The sequence below is a fragment of the Methanobrevibacter sp. genome, from assembly GCF_045120835.1.
In the GTDB taxonomy this organism is placed as follows: domain Archaea; phylum Methanobacteriota; class Methanobacteria; order Methanobacteriales; family Methanobacteriaceae; genus Methanocatella.
Genome location: NZ_JBGVFE010000064.1, coordinates 1 through 16,941 on the forward strand (window position 1 = coordinate 1; position 16,941 = coordinate 16,941).

Annotated in this window: 15 protein-coding genes; 11 read left to right on the plus strand and 4 right to left on the minus strand. The window is 33.6% G+C overall.

Annotated elements, in window-relative coordinates; translation table 11 throughout:
* Positions 1-260 (plus strand): winged helix-turn-helix transcriptional regulator (locus ACJMLO_RS06135; protein WP_405294957.1); only part of this gene is annotated, 260 nt, incomplete at its 5' end.
* Between the two features lie 619 nt (positions 261-879).
* Entirely contained in the window at positions 880-3,213 is a 2,334-nt protein-coding gene (locus ACJMLO_RS06140; protein WP_405294959.1) for a hypothetical protein, read from the plus strand.
* Between the two features lie 132 nt (positions 3,214-3,345).
* On the opposite strand, the gene ACJMLO_RS06145 is transcribed toward ACJMLO_RS06140, so the two are convergent.
* The 4 genes from ACJMLO_RS06145 to ACJMLO_RS06160 are packed head-to-tail and all read right to left on the minus strand — an operon-like array spanning position 3,346 to position 5,699.
* Positions 3,346-3,996 carry a DUF116 domain-containing protein gene (locus tag ACJMLO_RS06145; protein ID WP_405294961.1) on the minus strand — a complete coding sequence of 217 codons (651 nt, stop codon included), beginning with the start codon at positions 3,994-3,996 and terminating at the stop codon, positions 3,346-3,348.
* Positions 3,997-4,004: 8 nt separating this feature from the next.
* Entirely contained in the window at positions 4,005-4,457 is a 453-nt protein-coding gene (locus ACJMLO_RS06150) for a hypothetical protein (protein ID WP_405294963.1), read from the minus strand.
* Positions 4,458-4,493: 36 nt separating this feature from the next.
* The gene (locus ACJMLO_RS06155) at positions 4,494-4,649 is read right to left on the minus strand and encodes a hypothetical protein (protein WP_165814026.1); all 156 of its coding nucleotides are present in this window, start codon (positions 4,647-4,649) and stop codon (positions 4,494-4,496) included.
* A 39-nt stretch (positions 4,650-4,688) separates the two neighbouring features.
* Entirely contained in the window at positions 4,689-5,699 is a 1,011-nt protein-coding gene (locus ACJMLO_RS06160) for a tetratricopeptide repeat protein (RefSeq protein ID WP_405294965.1), read from the minus strand.
* 116 nt (positions 5,700-5,815) lie between these two features.
* Here ACJMLO_RS06160 and thsA point away from each other — a divergent pair, with 116 nt between their 5' ends.
* The 9 genes from thsA (at position 5,816) to rpl7ae (ending at position 16,929) form a co-directional block, all read left to right on the plus strand.
* A complete protein-coding gene (gene thsA, locus ACJMLO_RS06165; protein WP_405294967.1) occupies positions 5,816-7,465 on the plus strand; it encodes a thermosome subunit alpha in 1,650 nt (549 codons plus the stop codon).
* 417 nt (positions 7,466-7,882) lie between these two features.
* Entirely contained in the window at positions 7,883-11,161 is a 3,279-nt protein-coding gene (locus ACJMLO_RS06170; RefSeq protein ID WP_405294969.1) for a transglutaminase domain-containing protein, read from the plus strand.
* A 118-nt stretch (positions 11,162-11,279) separates the two neighbouring features.
* Complete coding sequence (locus ACJMLO_RS06175) at positions 11,280-11,993, plus strand: iron dependent repressor, metal binding and dimerization domain protein (RefSeq protein ID WP_405294971.1); 714 nt, start codon at positions 11,280-11,282, stop codon at positions 11,991-11,993.
* 93 nt (positions 11,994-12,086) lie between these two features.
* On the plus strand, positions 12,087-12,602 hold the full coding sequence (endA, locus tag ACJMLO_RS06180) for a tRNA-intron lyase (RefSeq protein ID WP_405294973.1): 516 nt from the start codon (positions 12,087-12,089) through the stop codon (positions 12,600-12,602).
* 98 nt (positions 12,603-12,700) lie between these two features.
* Complete coding sequence (locus tag ACJMLO_RS06185) at positions 12,701-13,798, plus strand: tryptophan--tRNA ligase (protein ID WP_405294975.1); 1,098 nt, start codon at positions 12,701-12,703, stop codon at positions 13,796-13,798.
* Complete coding sequence (locus tag ACJMLO_RS06190) at positions 13,798-14,415, plus strand: stage II sporulation protein M (protein WP_405294977.1); 618 nt, start codon at positions 13,798-13,800, stop codon at positions 14,413-14,415. The genes ACJMLO_RS06185 and ACJMLO_RS06190 overlap by 1 nt, the downstream gene beginning before the upstream one ends.
* Before the next feature lie 44 nt (positions 14,416-14,459).
* The gene (gene thrC, locus ACJMLO_RS06195; RefSeq protein WP_405294979.1) at positions 14,460-15,656 is read left to right on the plus strand and encodes a threonine synthase; all 1,197 of its coding nucleotides are present in this window, start codon (positions 14,460-14,462) and stop codon (positions 15,654-15,656) included.
* A 249-nt stretch (positions 15,657-15,905) separates the two neighbouring features.
* Positions 15,906-16,106 (plus strand): histone family protein, encoded by a 201-nt coding sequence (locus ACJMLO_RS06200; protein WP_292886231.1) that lies wholly within the window; start codon positions 15,906-15,908, stop codon positions 16,104-16,106.
* A 454-nt stretch (positions 16,107-16,560) separates the two neighbouring features.
* A complete protein-coding gene (gene rpl7ae / locus ACJMLO_RS06205; protein WP_295601328.1) occupies positions 16,561-16,929 on the plus strand; it encodes a 50S ribosomal protein L7Ae in 369 nt (122 codons plus the stop codon).
* Positions 16,930-16,941: the final 12 nt, after the last annotated feature.

Genomic DNA, 16,941 nt, shown 5'->3' on the forward strand with positions numbered 1-16,941 from the left:
ATGAAATGATTGAAACAACAGAAAGTCTGGTTACAAACAAATTATCCCTATCCGACTTGGATTTAATTATACTGAACACCATAAAACATGAAAAACCAAGAAGCATAAGGGATCTGGCCAAAAAAATTAATAAGGACGTCAGCAATATCCAGCCAAAAGTCAAAAAATTGGAAGAAGACGGATTTATAAAATTTGAAGACGGCATTAAAAACAGTAAAATACCCTATCTGACATTTGATGAAATTAAACTTGAGATTTAAAACTTTTAAATTCCATTTAATATAGTTCAAATCCATTTACAAAGTCAACTCGATAGGCTTAGAAATTACTATTTATCGCCCAAACAGTAATCCGATTAATCAACTTATGGTGGATTTGACAATGTAACTATCAAAATGCAACTATATCTCAGTAAAACTCTAACCAATATCGTGCTGAAAATGCCATTGTTGTTTTGTTTGTACTTATTATGGATGAAGTTCAGATTGATTGCAAATTAGTTAGTATTTGTAATTAACTCTTTGGATGTTACTACTTTTTTGTTATCTGTTTTTTTATTAAATGCATTTGCATTATATATGATATTTTAACTAGTTTTGTAGTCATTTATGAAAATAAGCAAGTTAAAAGATAACAATACGGAGTATTCACAGTAAAAAGAGCTTTATAAAATGTGCTGTGCGATGTAGGTTTCAATCATCAGATGTAATGTTTTGAACAAATATTGTAATTTTTTTATTTTTTAAATAATTTTATTTAATTTTTTCTTATTTATATATAAATTATTTAGTATTTGTAGTTATTTAGCAATTAATATATACTTATATTCAACATAACTATTTAATATAATTATAACTTTTTTAATAAGGAGAAAAAAATATGAGATACAAAAAGATTTTTATACTGACAATCATCATCGCATGTTTGTTTGTCGTTTCGGCTGTAAACGCAACTGAAAATGTAACCGAGGATATTGTTAGTGTAGATGCAACTGATGAAGTTGTAAGTGTTGAAATTCTGACTGATGATTCTGTAGGTGACGAAAATAAGGATGATGAATTAAGTTACGATGCAGGTAATGTGCTGAGTGCAAATCCAAAAACATTCATAAATCTGAATATGGATATTAATGGTAATACTGATAATGAAGTATATTTGGGTGGAAATTATACATTTGAACTTGGAACCGATGACAGCTTTAAGGAGGGTATTTGCATTAATCGTGATGTGACTATTTATGGTAATGGTTATACGATTGATGGTGCAAAGGCTGCCAGTGTTTTCAGTGTTGAGAGTAACGTCATATTTAGGGACATTATTTTTATTAATGGGTTGTCTTCTAGGAGTGGTGTTATTATTGGAGGCACTCTTATTAATTGTTCTTTTGTGAATTGTTCCGCTCCGGAACAAAATTGTGCAGGTGGAGCATTATTTAAGAGTTCTGCTATAAACTGTTCTTTTGTGAATTGTTCTTCTAAATTGTATGGCGGTGCTATTTATAAGGGTAATGCCATTAATTGTTCTTTTTGGCATTGTTCTTCACGATATGGTGGTGCATTATATGAATGCTCTGCTAATAATTGTTATTTTATGAATTGTTCTTCTTACGATTCTGGAGGGGCTATGTGTAGAGCTGATGCTATTGGTTGTACTTTTGAAAATAATCATGCTAACTTATTTGGTGGTGCAATTTATGATGCTAAAGCTACTAATTGTACCTTTTTGAATAATTATGCTGGTTATGGTGGAGCAATCGGTACTGGAGATGCTTTTAATTGTACTTTCATTAATAACTATGCTGAATTATTCGGTGCTGTCAGTGGTGATGCAATTGGTTGTAGGTTTGAAAATTGTTCTTCTAAGGATTATTGTGGCGCTGTTTTCGGAAAGGCTGTTAATTGTAGTTTTAAGGACTGTTTTTCTTCAATGTATGCCGGTGCTGTATATGGAAGCGCAATTGATTGTAGTTTTTTGAACTGTCATGCTGATCAGGGTGGTGCTGTTTATGGCAAGTTTTTTGATAATGGGTTTGTTTATCGTGATGTAATTAATTGTAGTTTTGTGAATTGTTATGCTAATGAGGGTGGTGCTGTTTATGGTGCTTTAGTTAATAATTGTAGTTTTGTGAATGTAAATGCTCTTAGGGGTGCTGCTGTTTATGGTGATGCCATTAATTGTAATTTTGAGAATTTTCATTCAGATTATGGTGGTGCTGTTTATGGTAATGCTAATTACTGTAGTTTTGTGAATTGTTATGCTAATGAGAATGGTGGTGCTGTTTATGGTAATGCTAATTATTGTAGTTTTGTGAATTGTTATGCTAATGAGAATGGTGGTGCTGTTTACGGGGGAATTGGTAAAAAATGTAGTTTTATAAACTGTTATGCAGTTAATGGTGGTGCAGTTTATTTATTATCTTCCAATAATATTTCTGAATGTAGTTTCAATAACTGTCGTGCCAGTTATGATGGTGGTGCAATTCATTGTTTTAATAGTAATATTGTAAATTGTGATTTCTTAAATTGTGCTGCAGGATATAGGGGTGGTGCAATCTATTCTTTAAATTCAACTAATATTTTAAATAGTAAATTTACTGGCTGTTTGGCTAGTGATGGTGGGGCTATTTTACTTTGGTATTTTGGAGGCAATATTACTGGATGCAGTTTCGATAATTGTCGTGCAAATCATGATGGGGGAGCAATTTACTCTTTAGAGTACACAAATGTGGATAATTCTATTTTTAATGTTTGTTTAGCCAAGGATGGTGGAGCTATTTACTTTAATGGCCATGGTTCTAAATTAACCAATTCTAATTTTAAAGGCAATGGTGCAAATGAAAATCCTACATGGTATACTGCATATCCTTTACAGGAATATAATAATATTATTGACAATAAAATTCCAACAACTCCAGTAACTCCAACAAAACCAGTAGTTAAAACAATATTAACTTTAAAAACAGTTAAAGTTAAGAAATCCGCCAAGAAACTAGTCTTGCAGGCAACTTTAAAACAAGACAATACTCCACTTAAAGGCATGAAGATTACTTTCAAATTCAATGGTAAGGCTTACATTGCAAAAACCAACGCCAAAGGTATTGCTAAAGTAACTATTAAATCTAAAGTCTTGAATAAGCTCAAAGTTGGTAAAAAAGTAACATATACTGCAGCATATGGTAAAATAACTAAAAAAGTAACTGTTAAAGTCAAGTAACTTGGTTTTGGGGTTACTTACTTTTTTTTTATTTTTTCAATCAAAATAAACTATCCAAATACTCAAAGTGAGGTTTCATATTTTTACTAATTCTTCGATTTAAAATTTATCGGCTTTTGGCGACGAAACCACTTATTCAAGTTCATATTTGGAATCTATTTTTTCAAATACCTTTTTAACATTTACTTTTGTTTCAAAACAACCTGTTTTTTCAAGAAGCACACCCTGCGGACAAAAATCGGAAAGCAACATCATCATCTGATTTAAATCTTCATGGCATGCCACACCAAGAACCGCCTCAAATTTGTTTTCCATGACTATCTTTTTAACGAAACTTGATCCGGGAACAATGTATAATTTATATCCTAACGGTTCGGCTTTATGTTTGATTACTCCAATGGAACACAAACCACATTCAGTACAATTCAAACCTTCTTTTTGGAGGGTTGCAGGACAATCTTTATGCCTTAAACAATGTGGAAGAAAAATCAATGTTTTTTCTGCCGGAATCTCTTTGAATCTTTCTTTGTTGATGTCGTCTCTGACTTTGATTGCAATATTGTCAATCAGATGATCATCCAATTTTAAAAAGTGTGCAATTGTTTTGAAAGGGGAATACAATAAATCCACGACATATAAGAGGAATCTTGGAAATTTGATTTTATTTTTACGGGCTATTAGATAGCCTAAAATCAATACCACTATAAATAATATCAGAATTAGCGCTGCCAGAGAAACTACCAATTGACCTAAAAACATATAGAATGAATCAATGAACAACATGTTTTAACCTAAAACTCTTCAATTGTGTAATTTTCAAATTTCTTGTTTAATTTAACGCCATCAGGTGTTTTTGCTATTTCAAGGCCGGATAAGCTATCACAGGAACATAAAACATTCTGTTCAGGATGAGTTCCAGGAGTAATATTGCAATTGAGATTCACACTATCGCCAATTGATATGACAGTTTCCAGACGTTTGGTTGATGGGTGGTCTTTATTTAAAATCACTAATGGGGAAGACTCCTCACGGCTCAGATAAGCCTGTGAACGTATTGCACGTTTGTCTTTTTTAAAGTTTGAAACAGCTATAATATCATCGGATTCTAAAAATTGCACTATCTCTTCATTATCCTGTGTTGCTATAAATAACATTTTGTTTTCATAGGCCACCTTAACAACACCCACCATTCCTGTTTCGCCTTCAAGAAATAGTATTTCATCATTTTTAAAATCAATATTCATATTATCTCTAAAAATAAAAAAGAGAGTAAAATAAATTTACTCTGCAAGTTCAACGTTGTCGCTTTGACAAGACGGACAAACTACTTTTTTTCCAAGTCCTTTAAAGGAATTTCCACAGTCTTTGCAGTGGTATTTTTTTGTTTTTAACTTTTTCAAATCAATATCGGCCATTGGGCCTCCGCTTGAACACATATTAAATCACCTTTGTTATATAATATATTATTATATTATTTAATAATTATTACGAATTTCATTAATTTCCGAAAGTATTTTCTCATCATTTGTCAAATCAAATTTCAACTCTAAAAAATATAAAAGCTGATTATATAATTTGTTTTTTCTATATTCTTTAATCAGTTCATCCAAAGTTTGTAAAATAAAAGGATTGGGTCCTAATTGAATGTTTTTGCTTTCAATGATGTCCATGCATTCAGTCAGTGACAGTTCAAGATTGTCGTTTTTTGACTGAAGGGATTTGATTTCGGCATATGCAAGAGGGCTTGCCTCATATTCCATGCTGTAGATTAGCAATGCCAGAGCGGTTTTTGTCTGATTCTCCTCAATATAATAATTTCCAAGGTTTCTGTAACATCTTGCAATGTCCTGCGGATAATATGCATATTTTAGGGCATCGCATGTCCGGATAAAGTATTCATTGAAGGTGTAGGTGTGCACTTTATAGATTTCACTCAGTTCCAGGATTATTCTTGCTGAAACGGGATTTATTCTGATTGCCTTTTTTAGGTATTCTTCTGCTTTATCGAATTGTTGTGTTTCAAGAAGCAAAAATCCATATACATAATACAAATCAAGCAGGGGCTGATTGTCGGGTATATATCTCATTTCCTTTTTTGGACCGATATATTTTCTAAATGTGATTTCCTCTAACGGGTTTGTGAAAAAATGATATTCGCTGACTTTGTCGTCTTCAAACATTTCGGGAAAGGTTTCCATAAACCTGTCCAGTTTGGCTAAAGGAGTTTCATAATTTCCATTTTCAATGTCATAGTAAATGTCATTCAGAATATCAAGTATTGGATTTTCGTTATTGGAAATGTCGGCAAATTCCTGCTTTTCATCATCGCTCAAGCAATCCCACATCAGGCGGGAAATCTCTTTGATAATCTCTTTATTATATGGATGGTCCTTATACACTTCAATCTGACTGGATAAGTATTGCTTGTTTAAATCCTTGTTGGATCCCAGGTTTGATTTGATTTCTTTAATTATGTCCTCGTACATTAACACACCTTAAGTTACTTTAATGGGTAATCTTTTTATATTACCTCTAACCTATTTAATTATGTATAAAAACTTAGTTTTATATTTTATTTAAAAAATTTTTAGGTGATTATTAAATGGCAAATCAACCAATATTTATCCTTCCTGAAGGAACAGAAAGATATTCAAAAAGAGATGCTTTAAGAATGAATATCACAGCTGCCAAAGTATTGGCAGGTATTGTAAGAACTACTCTTGGTCCTAAAGGTATGGACAAAATGTTAACAAGTTCATTAGGTGACGTTACTGTCACCAACGATGGTGCAACCATCATGAGAGAAATGGAAATTAACCAACCTGCAGCCAGAATGCTCGTAGAAACCGCTAAAAAACAAGAAGAAATCGTTGGAGATGGAACTACTTCTGTTGTTGTTATTGCAGGTGAATTATTATCTAAAGCTGAAGAATTGTTGGATGACGGAATCGCAACATCTGTTGTTGTAAAAGGATTTAGAAATGCGACTTCAAAAGCAGTTGAACTTTTAAATAATATTGCAATCGATGCGGATGATGAAGAGACTCTTAAAAAAGTTGCCGTTACTGCAATGAGCGGTAAAGGTTCAGATTATGCAAAAGATCATTTAGCCGATCTTGTTGTTAAGGCAGCATTAAGAATTGAAGAGGATGGAAAATCTGACATTGATAATATTAATATTCAAAGGGTTTCAGGAGATTCTGTAGAAGATTCATTCTTGGCAGAAGGCATTATCATTGATAAATCTCCTGTTTCTAAAAATATGCCTAAAGATATAAAAGATGCAAAAATTGCTATCATGAAATATCCTATTGAATTAAAAGACACTACTGCTGATGCAAAAATTGACATTACAAGCCCTGATCAATTTGAAGCTTTCATCAAACAGGAAGAAGAAATGATTAAAGGTTTGGTTGATAAAATCGTTGATTCCGGTGCCAATGTTTTGTTCTGTCAAAAAGGTATCGATGATTTAGCGGAACACTATCTTAAAAAAGCAGGCATCATGGCATTCAAGAGAGTCAAAAAATCAGATATGGAAAGAATTGAAAAGGCTACTGGTGCAAAACTTGTAACTGACATTGAAGATCTATCAGAAGACAAATTAGGTTCTGCAGGTCACGTATATCTTGATAAGATATTCGATCATGAATTGACCTTAATCGAAGAATGTGAAAATCCAAAGGCTTCCTCAATTATTCTAAGAGGCAGTACACGTTATGTTACCGAACAAATTGCAAGGGCACTTGATGATGCACTTGGTGTTGTTGCAGCTACTATTGAGGAAGGTAAAGTCCTTATAGGTGGAGGAGCCTGTGAAATCGATTTGGTAAAACAGTTAAGGGAGTATGGTGAATCAGTAAGTGGAAGAGAACAATTGGCTATTTTAAAATATGCTGAAGCTTTAGAAGTTATTCCAAGAACCTTGATTGAAAATGCAGGTCTTGACACTATTAATTTAATTGCTGATTTAAAAGCAGCTCATGAGAACTCTCCATTCATTGGAATCAATGTGTTTTCAGGCGAAGTAGTTGATATGAAAGATGCTGGAGTCATTGAACCTTTAAGAGTAAAAATCCAAGCTCTTCAATCAGCTGGCGAAGCTGCTGAAATGATTTTACGTATTGATGATATGATTGCAGCTAGAAATGCACTTAATTCTACCGGACCTGATGAGTCTGGAAATGATGCTAGCGGTATGCCTCCAATGCCTCCAGCCGGAGGTATGGGCGGAATGCCTCCAATGATGTAAAATTTAAAAATTTTACATTTTTTTCTTTTTTTTTAATTTTCATGCTTATTTTACTAAATACTTTATTAAATTCATTGTTTTTTATTCTAGATTGACTTAAATCAATGATTTTGATTTAAATAAACTTAAATCATGCCCTATTTTCTTTAAAAAGCTTTAACATTATGATTCATATTTTTGTATTATAAAGTTAGTTTAAAAATAGTTTCATATCATTTTATCCTTTTATAAACAAATTCAAATATAATTTTACTTTATACTTTATTTTCAAAAAGTTTTAAGTTTATTTTTAAAAAATAAACTCATTTAATTAGATTTAGCAAATAAAAAGGTTTATATAAGATATTTGTAATAAATTATGGTGAAGTGAGATTAAGCTCACGGATGTTTAAAAAATTGTTATGGAGGTAAATTATTTTGAACAAACAAATATTACTCACATTGTCTATATTGTTATTGGCTGTTTTTGCAGTCAGTGCAGTTTCAGCAAGTGATGTAAATGTTACAGATTCATATGCTACCAGCTTAGTAGATGACACATCAGATGTTTCAGTCCCACTGGAGAATACTGCTGATTCATCAGAACTTTCTGTATCAAGTGATTCAAATGTTGATAATGATTCATCTAAAGTTTCTCTATCAAGTGAAGAAGTTTTAGGATCTGAAGATTCAAATACTTTATCAACTAACTCGGACAGTAATGATTCTCTAAGCAGTGAGGATGGGATCGCTTACCTTTCAGCATCCAATAATGATGCTGTAAGTGACGGTGATGTTTCTTCAACAATAGATGTATCTAAGACAATCACTGCAAAGGATATTACTAAATATTATAAAGGAAGCACCCAGTATAGCGCAACTTTCTTAGATGCTCAAGGTAATCCATTGGCTAATACCGATGTTAAAATTACCGTCAATGGTGTTGGATACACTAAAAAAACAAACGCAAATGGGGTTGCTTCAATGGCAATTAATCTTAAACCTGGAACCTACAAGGTTGTTGCGGTTAATCCTGCAACCGGTTTCAGCTTAACTAATAACTTTAAAATATTGTCTACTATCTCAGCAAGCAACATCAAAAAGGTTTATACTGACGGTAGAAAATTCACAGCGACATTTTACAAAAATACTGGAAAAGTACTGGCAAATAAAAAAATCAAGTTTAAGATTAATGGAAAAACATACAAGGTAAAAACAAACGGTAATGGAGTAGCCAGCTTATCACTTACTTCCCTTAAGAAAGGGACTTATAATATTATATCTTATAATAAGGACGGTTTAACATTAACTAACAAAGTTAAGGTTGTCAAATCCACAACCACATCTTTGACTTCATCCGATTACACTTTCCTTAAAAGTGATAAGAAAAAGATTAAAGTAAAATTATTAAATAAATTCGGTTATGCTCCATCAAAAGGAAAAATTATTACATTTAAAATTAATGGAAAATCATATACTGCAAAAACCAATGATAATGGAGTTGCAAAACTTAAATTGCCGTCTCTTAGCGACGGTTCATATACTGTGAAGTATTCATTTGCAGGAAATTCATTTTATAAGGCATCAAGTACTTCAAGTAAAGTACTTATAATAAGCAGTAAGGATCCAACTTTCAAAGTCAAAAGCGGAACTACATTTACTCATGGTGCAAATACACCATTTAAAGTTGCTTTATTGTCTGGAAGTGTTCCTTTAGCTAAAAAAACTGTTACTCTTACAGTTGATGGAAAATCATACACCAAAACCACTGACGATAATGGTATTGTGTCACTCCCTATTAGTTTGCCTATTGGAAAATATACCATTTCATATACCAACAAGGCGGAATCCAAAATAAATTCAAAAACAGGCAGTACCACTATCGAAGTCGTTGAAAAAGTCACTACCCTAAATGGATATGGATATTGGGTGTTCGGTTCAGACATGAAAAATGTAGACTTAAGTTCCCTTGCTTCTAAAGGAACTACTGATTTATTCCTGAATTACTACGCATTGGAAAAACATGGTCAAAGTGCTGTGGAATCATGGATTGCAAGTGCCAATACTTTAGGAATGAGAGTTCACATTTGGATGCAGGCATTTTATAACGATGGAGAGTGGGTAAATCCGGCAACAAACTCTAAAATTTGCACATCTAAGATAGCTGAAGCTAAAAAGTATGCTGCAATTAAGGGAGTTGCAGGTGTTCACTTGGATTACTTGAGATATCCTGGAAATGCATATAAAACATCTGGAGGTACTAAAGCTATCAGCAATTTCGCAAAAGATGTTGCAGAAGCGGTCCATGGCGTTAATTCTAAACTTATAGTTTCAGCTGCTTTAATGCCTGAAACCACAGATAATATTTATTATTATGGTCAGGACATGTCTGCGCTCAGTAAATATCTGGATGTTGTCATTCCAATGATTTATAAGGGAAATTATAACTCCGATACAAATTGGATCAAAACTACTACAAAATGGTTTGTCGACAATTCCAATGGTGCCAAAGTTTGGGCAGGATTGCAAGGCTATGAATCTGATGATAATGTCGTGAAATTGTCCACATCTGAAATAACGAATGATGCACAGGCTGCACTTAACGGTAATGGTGCTGGAGTAATCGTATTCAGGTGGGGTCAAACCAATTTCGTAAATTTCAATTCATTGACTGCTAAATCTACAGCCTCATCCTCAACTGCGGCAACAGGTACTACAGCAGTTCCATCAGGCACTACAATATCCATTAAGAACATCATTGCAGGTGCAAATACCGTAAAATCATATTATGCATCAATGGGTAAAGTTCCGGATACTGTAACTGCGGGAGGAATTACTTTTACAGCTTCTGAATTTTTATATGTTATGGCCAAGGCGGTTTATCAGTTGGGCAATTCCAACACTGCGGATATAGCTGTTCTTAAAGGAGTTTCAGCCCCTTCATCTCCATCCGGAGATAATATTTATTCAGAACAACTGTTGCAGGCGGATTATTTGACTGTAGCTAAAAATCTTGTTTCATTCATTGAAACAAACAATAGGGCTCCAAACTATTCCTCCTCTGCGGTAGGAAATATTATATTTGATGAAGTGGTTGATGCATTTGCACGTACATTGTCATTTTACGGTACTGAGTCTAGATTATCCAATTACTGTACTATAACTTACATTGATTCAAGCAGCAGCAGTAGCAGTAGCAGCAGTAGCAGTTCCTCATTTTCAATAACCGGTGCGGGTTTAAATGAGAAGAACACTATAAAAGATTTAACTAATTACTATAAATCTTCTTCTAACTGTCAGGTTGGCGATTCATCTATTAAATCAATTGTTAACTCTTTAACTAGTGGTTTAACCAGTGATTCAGCAAAAGCTAAAGCAATATTCAATTATGTGAGGGATAAAATTTCATACAGTTTCTACTATGATACAAAATATGGTGCAAAAAATACCTTATCTTATAAATCAGGTAATTGTGTGGATCAATCACATTTATTGGTTGCAATGTTTAGAACTGCAGGCCTTGCGGCAAGATATGTTCATGGAGTATGTAAGTTCAATAGTGGAAGCACTTACGGACATGTTTGGACTCAAGTATTAATCGATGGGGTATGGGTTTGTGCAGACCCGACCAGCAGCAGTAATTCTTTGGGAAAAATTAATAATTGGAAAACCAGTTCATTCACATTGAATGCAAGATATTGTAGTTTGCCGTTCTAGTTATTATTTTTTTCTTTCTTTTCTTTTTTTTTACAAAATTTTAAATATTTAGGTTAATCAAAACTTTTTTATACTCTAAAATATATAATATCTAATAAGATAAAATTAGGTGACTTTCATGGCTGAAGGTAAAATTAGTGAAAATATTGAAGAATACCTTGAAGTTCTCTATCGTAATGGAAGTAACGGAGAACAGGTATCTACAACACAATTATCAAAGGATTTGGGGATTGCACCAGGTAGTGTAACTCAAATGCTTAAAAAACTGGAAGATCTTGGTTATATTTCATATACTCCATATAAGGGAGCTACCTTAACAGAGGAAGGAATGAAGATAGCTCGAAAAATCACAAGAAAACACAGAATTTTAGAGAAATTCCTGCTGGATATCTTAAAGGTTAAAGAGGAAAATATTCATGAACAGGCTTGTGAGATGGAGCATACCTTGTCCGATGAAGCTGAAAGGGCAATATGTACTATGTTGCATCATCCTGATTTATGTCCTGATGATAATGTGATTCCTGCCTGTGACTTTGAATTTAATAGTTGTCAAGATTGTTTTTCACAAAAAGACTTTGACCAGGTAATGAATAGAAAATTTAACTTGTTGTCAATTTCTGAATTAACCGGAAATACTGAAGGTACAATTTCATTCATCCGTGGAAATTCTGAACTTTTAGATGAAATTACAGATGCGGGCATTAAAGTCGGCCAACATCTTAAATACGAATTCAATGAAAACCGTGTAGGCAATCATTACCTGGTAGTGATTGATGATGAAGAGTTAAACATTCCAACAGATATGGCTAATAATATTTTTATTAGAGTTTAACTTTAACCTTCTTTTTTTTACAAAAATTTTAAATAATATTTCCTTCAAACTTATTAGCATTAAATATAATTTATTTCTTTTTACGGTGTTTTAATGCGTGGAAATTTATCAAATGATATAGTTTCAATTAAGATTGAAGAAGGTAGCAAAAGACCAATTGCCTTACATGAAAAAAGTAAATTTGGCAAAATAGAAGCTGATTACCTGCAGCTGTCTTTAATTGAAGCTTGTTATCTGCTTGAAAAGGCTCGTTTGAATATCTATGAAGATGATATGGAATGCAGCATCGGCTATCTGATTGACCTTATAAAGGAACAGGAGCTTTATGGCAAGTATATTGTTTATCGTGATCTGAAAGACCGTGGTTTTGTTATTAAAACCGGTTTTAAATATGGTTCTGAATTTAGATTATATAATCGTGGAGGAGGGCCTGGTCAGGGGCATTCCGATTATTTGGTTAAAATCATCTTTGAAAACTATGACATTAATGCACTTGATTTTGCAAGTTATGTTAGGGTTTCGCATGGAGTCAATAAGAAACTTCTTCTGGCAATTGTCGATGAGGATTTTGACATTACATACTATAATGTGGAATGGACAAGACCATAAGTTTAATCAAAGAAATCATTTATATTTTAACATGTTCTTATAGTGACTATAATAATTTTTAATCAGGAATTTAATTTAACATTAATAGTGGTGAAAAAATGGCAGATTTAATTGATCCATGGGCATCATTTAGCCTAGATTATGACAAGTTGGTAAATCAATTCGGTATTGGAAAAATTTCAGATATTATTGGTGATGTTAAAAGCCCTCAAAGATTGATGAAAAGGGGTGTTATCTTTGGACATAGGGAATTCAATGAGATAGTTAAGTTAATCAATCAAAAAAAGGAATTTGCAGTTGTTACAGGTATGATGCCGAGTGGACAGATGCACATTGGCCATAAGATGGTGGTTGATCAAATCAAATGGTATCAGGATATGGGGGCAATGCTCTCCCTGCCGATTGCTGATTTGGAAGCTTATGCCGCAAGGGATATGAGTTTTGAAAAAGGCCGAGAAATTGCCGTAAATGAATATTTGACAAACTGGATTGCATTGGGTCTTGACCTTGAAAAGGACAATGTCAATGTCTATCTGCAATCCCAAAACAATCTGTTGAAAAACTTGGCATTCAAAGCTTCAATTAAAACCAATTTCAGCCAGCTTAAGGCCATTTACGGTTTTGAAAATTCAACCAATATTGCACACGTTCAGGCACCTCTATTTCAGGTTGCAGATATTCTGCTTCCGCAAATTGAGGAATTTGGAGGTCCAAAAAAGGTTGTTGTCCCTGTTGGAATCGACCAGGATCCCCACATCAGACTGACAAGAGATATTGCACACAAACTCAATGAGGAAGAGGGATTCATGTCTCCTGCTTCCACCTATCACAGGTTCCTTACTGGCTTGACCGGCGATAAAATGAGCAGTTCAAAGCCTGCCACTGCGATATATCTCAATGATGATACTAAAACTGCGGTCAAAAAGGTCAAATCAGCCAAGACCGGAGGAAGGGAAACTCTGAAAGAACAGGAAGAGTTGGGTGGAGAAGTGGATAAGTGTGTAATATACGAAATGCTGCTGTACCACTTCATCGATGACGATAAGGAGCTTGAAAAAATCAGGCAGGACTGTTTGAATGGAACTTTGCGCTGCGGTGAGTGCAAAGTCAAAACTGCCGAGCTTATGGAAAAGTTCATGGATGACTTGCACGAAAAACAGGTGGAAGCATCAGAAATTGCCAAAACATTGATATAATGTTAGAAGAAGTCAAGCTAGCTTTCAGCGAAAATAAAATGGCCATTTATACTTCAATTGCTATTATGGCCATATCTCTAGTTTTAGGTTATTTTCTAGAACCTTATATGCACAGCTATCTGAATCCTGTTGTGGAGGATTTAACCCAAAAGGTTCAGACCGGCGTTATAACATTAACATTTCAAAGTATCTTTTTAAACAATATCAGAATAGTCTTTGCAATGTTTATTTATGGAGGGATATTCTGTTTTTCAGCGGTGATTCTTGGATTCAACGGATTTTTTGTTGGATATTATGTTGCGACAACCGATGATTTCGTTAAGGCATTGCTCCTGATAATGCCTCACGGAATTTTTGAGTTTTCTTCATGCATAATCGCATGCGCTTCAGGTTTTGTTTTATTCAATTCCCTGGTTAAATTTCTTAAGACGTTGTTAAAACAGGAAAATAATTCAATTAGGGATAGGCTATCCATATCATTCGATACAGGTTTTGGCAAATTAAAACAGGCCTTTGTTCTGTTTGTTGTTGCTTCAATTTTAATGGCAATTGCAGGTTTCATTGAAGCTTATCTGACACTGCCGATTGCAGAATTCATATATCCATTTTTGAGTTAAATTTTATATAGATATACTTGACAAAATATATATAGTGATTTTTTATGATTAGATGTGTTTCATGTGGAGAAGAATATGATGACGATGAAGTAATCTACACTTGTAAAAAGTGCGGATCAGTTCTTGAACTCGTCAATGAAATAGACGTTTCAAAAGACATTTTTGACGGTAGAAGAGATAATTTATGGAAATTTAAAGAATGCATTCCAGTGGATGAATCTAAAATCGTTTCACTTGATGAAGGTGGAACTCCATTCTGCAAATGTGATAAGCTGGGAAAAGAGCTTGGAGTAAACTTATACGTTAAGGTTGAAGGTTCCAACCCAACCGGAAGTTTCAAAGACAGAGGAATGACTGTCGGTATGACAAAAGCAATGGAATTGGGAGTGGACACTGTAGGATGTGCTTCAACTGGAAACACTTCCGCATCACTTTCAGCTTATGCTGCACGTGCAGGCCTTCGATGCATCGTATTTTTACCTTCAGGAAAGGTTGCACTTGGAAAATTGGCCCAGGCAATGTTCCATGGTGCTGAAGTAATGTCTATAAATGGAAACTTTGATGAGGCTCTTGAAGCCATGACTGCTCTTGCATTGGAAAAACATCTTTACTTACTAAATTCAATCAATCCTTACAGGTTGGAAGGACAAAAGACAATAGGATATGAAATCGTTCGTGATTTGGGTTGGCAGGCTCCTGACAGGATTGTCTTGCCTGTCGGAAATGCAGGTAATATTTCAGCCATCTGGAAAGGTGTTAAAGAATTTTATGATGCGGGATTCATTAAGGATTTGCCAATGATGACTGGTATTCAGGCGGAAGGTGCATGTCCTGTTACAAATGCATTTAAGAAAGGAGATAAAAGGGTTGTGCCTGTTGAGAATCCAGAAACAATTGCAACCGCTATACGTATTGGTGCTCCGGTTAGTGATATAAAAGCTTTAAATGCTATTTATGATTCGAACGGTTATTCTGAAACAGTAACTGATGAGGAAATCCTTGATGCACAAAAATTGCTCGCAAGAACTGAGGGCATTGGTGTTGAACCAGCTTCAGCAGCTTCTATTGCAGGTCTTAAAAAACTTGTTGACGAAGGCGTGATTGATAAAGGTGAAACAATTACCTGTGTTGTAACTGGACATTTGCTTAAAGATCCTAACACTGCTATTGATGCATGTACTCAACCTACTGAGGTTGATGCAGATATAGACACTTTAAGAGAGATTTTAATGAACAAATAAATTTTGCTTTAAATCTCTTTTACTTTTTATTTTTTCTTTTAATTCTTTAATATTCAAACAAAAGTTATACTTTTTTTGTTTAAAGTAAGGTATGAAAAACATTTTTAAAGATATTAATGTCACTATTTATGTTAAAATATCATGGTTTGATATGTTGAAATTTTTGAAAATTAACCGTGCAAAACCAATATATTTATATATAAGCAAATTATAACTATTATTAACAAAGTTAAATGTGAGGTGTAATATATGAGTGAATTACCAATAGCTCCTGTAGGCAGAGTCCTCAAAAATGCTGGTGCACAAAGAGTAAGTGATGACGCAAAAATCGCTTTAACCGAAGCTATCGAAGACTACGGTAATGAAATCGCACAAAAAGCAGTAGGATTTGCTCGCCACGCAGGTAGAAAAACCGTAAAAGCTGAAGATGTAAAATTAGCAATCAAATAGATTCGTTCAATGATCATTTTCATGGATAGTAATTATTCATTACTATCGCTTTTACAATTTTTTTATTTTTTGATTTTATTTTTTTTGTTCAAAGTTAACTAATTTTAAGCTATTTTTGCAAACATTTATATACTATACTAACTAATTTAATATTGTCTAGTTCTCTAGAATTATTTCATTGATTACTAAATTTTTATTTTTAGTTTTGCTAAAAATTATATGAAATTCAGAAGTATTTGTATTGAAAGTCTAATCCCCCTATTTTTTCTTATGGGATTATATTTAGTGATATATGAATTGTTCAAGAATTAGTATTATTAAAAACCATGTTAGATTGCTCTATAAAAAAATTTGAGTAGTTTAATTGGTTATAATTAAATAATATTATGATTCAAAATGGATTATAATATCTGCCGATGGATGGCAATGCCAGATGAAAAAGGAGGTATATATTATGGCAAACATTTATGTAAAATTTGATACACCAGAAGAATTAGCTAAACAAGCTGAAGAAGCATTAGAAACCGCACAAGCTACCGGTAAAGTAGCAAAAGGTACTAACGAAGTAACCAAATTCATCGAAAGAGGAGATGCAGCATTAGTTGTAATCGCAGAAGATGTTGATCCTGCTGAAATCGTTGCACACATTCCTGTTCTCGCTGATGAAAAAGAAATTCCTTACGTATACTTACCAACCAAAGAACAAGTTGGCGTAGCTGCTGGTTTAACTGTTGGTACTGCTTCCGCATGTATTGTTGATGCTGGTGACGCTGAAGCTGCTGTAACTGAAATCGTAGAAAAAGTTGCTGAATTAAAAGAATAAATAAATTCTTTT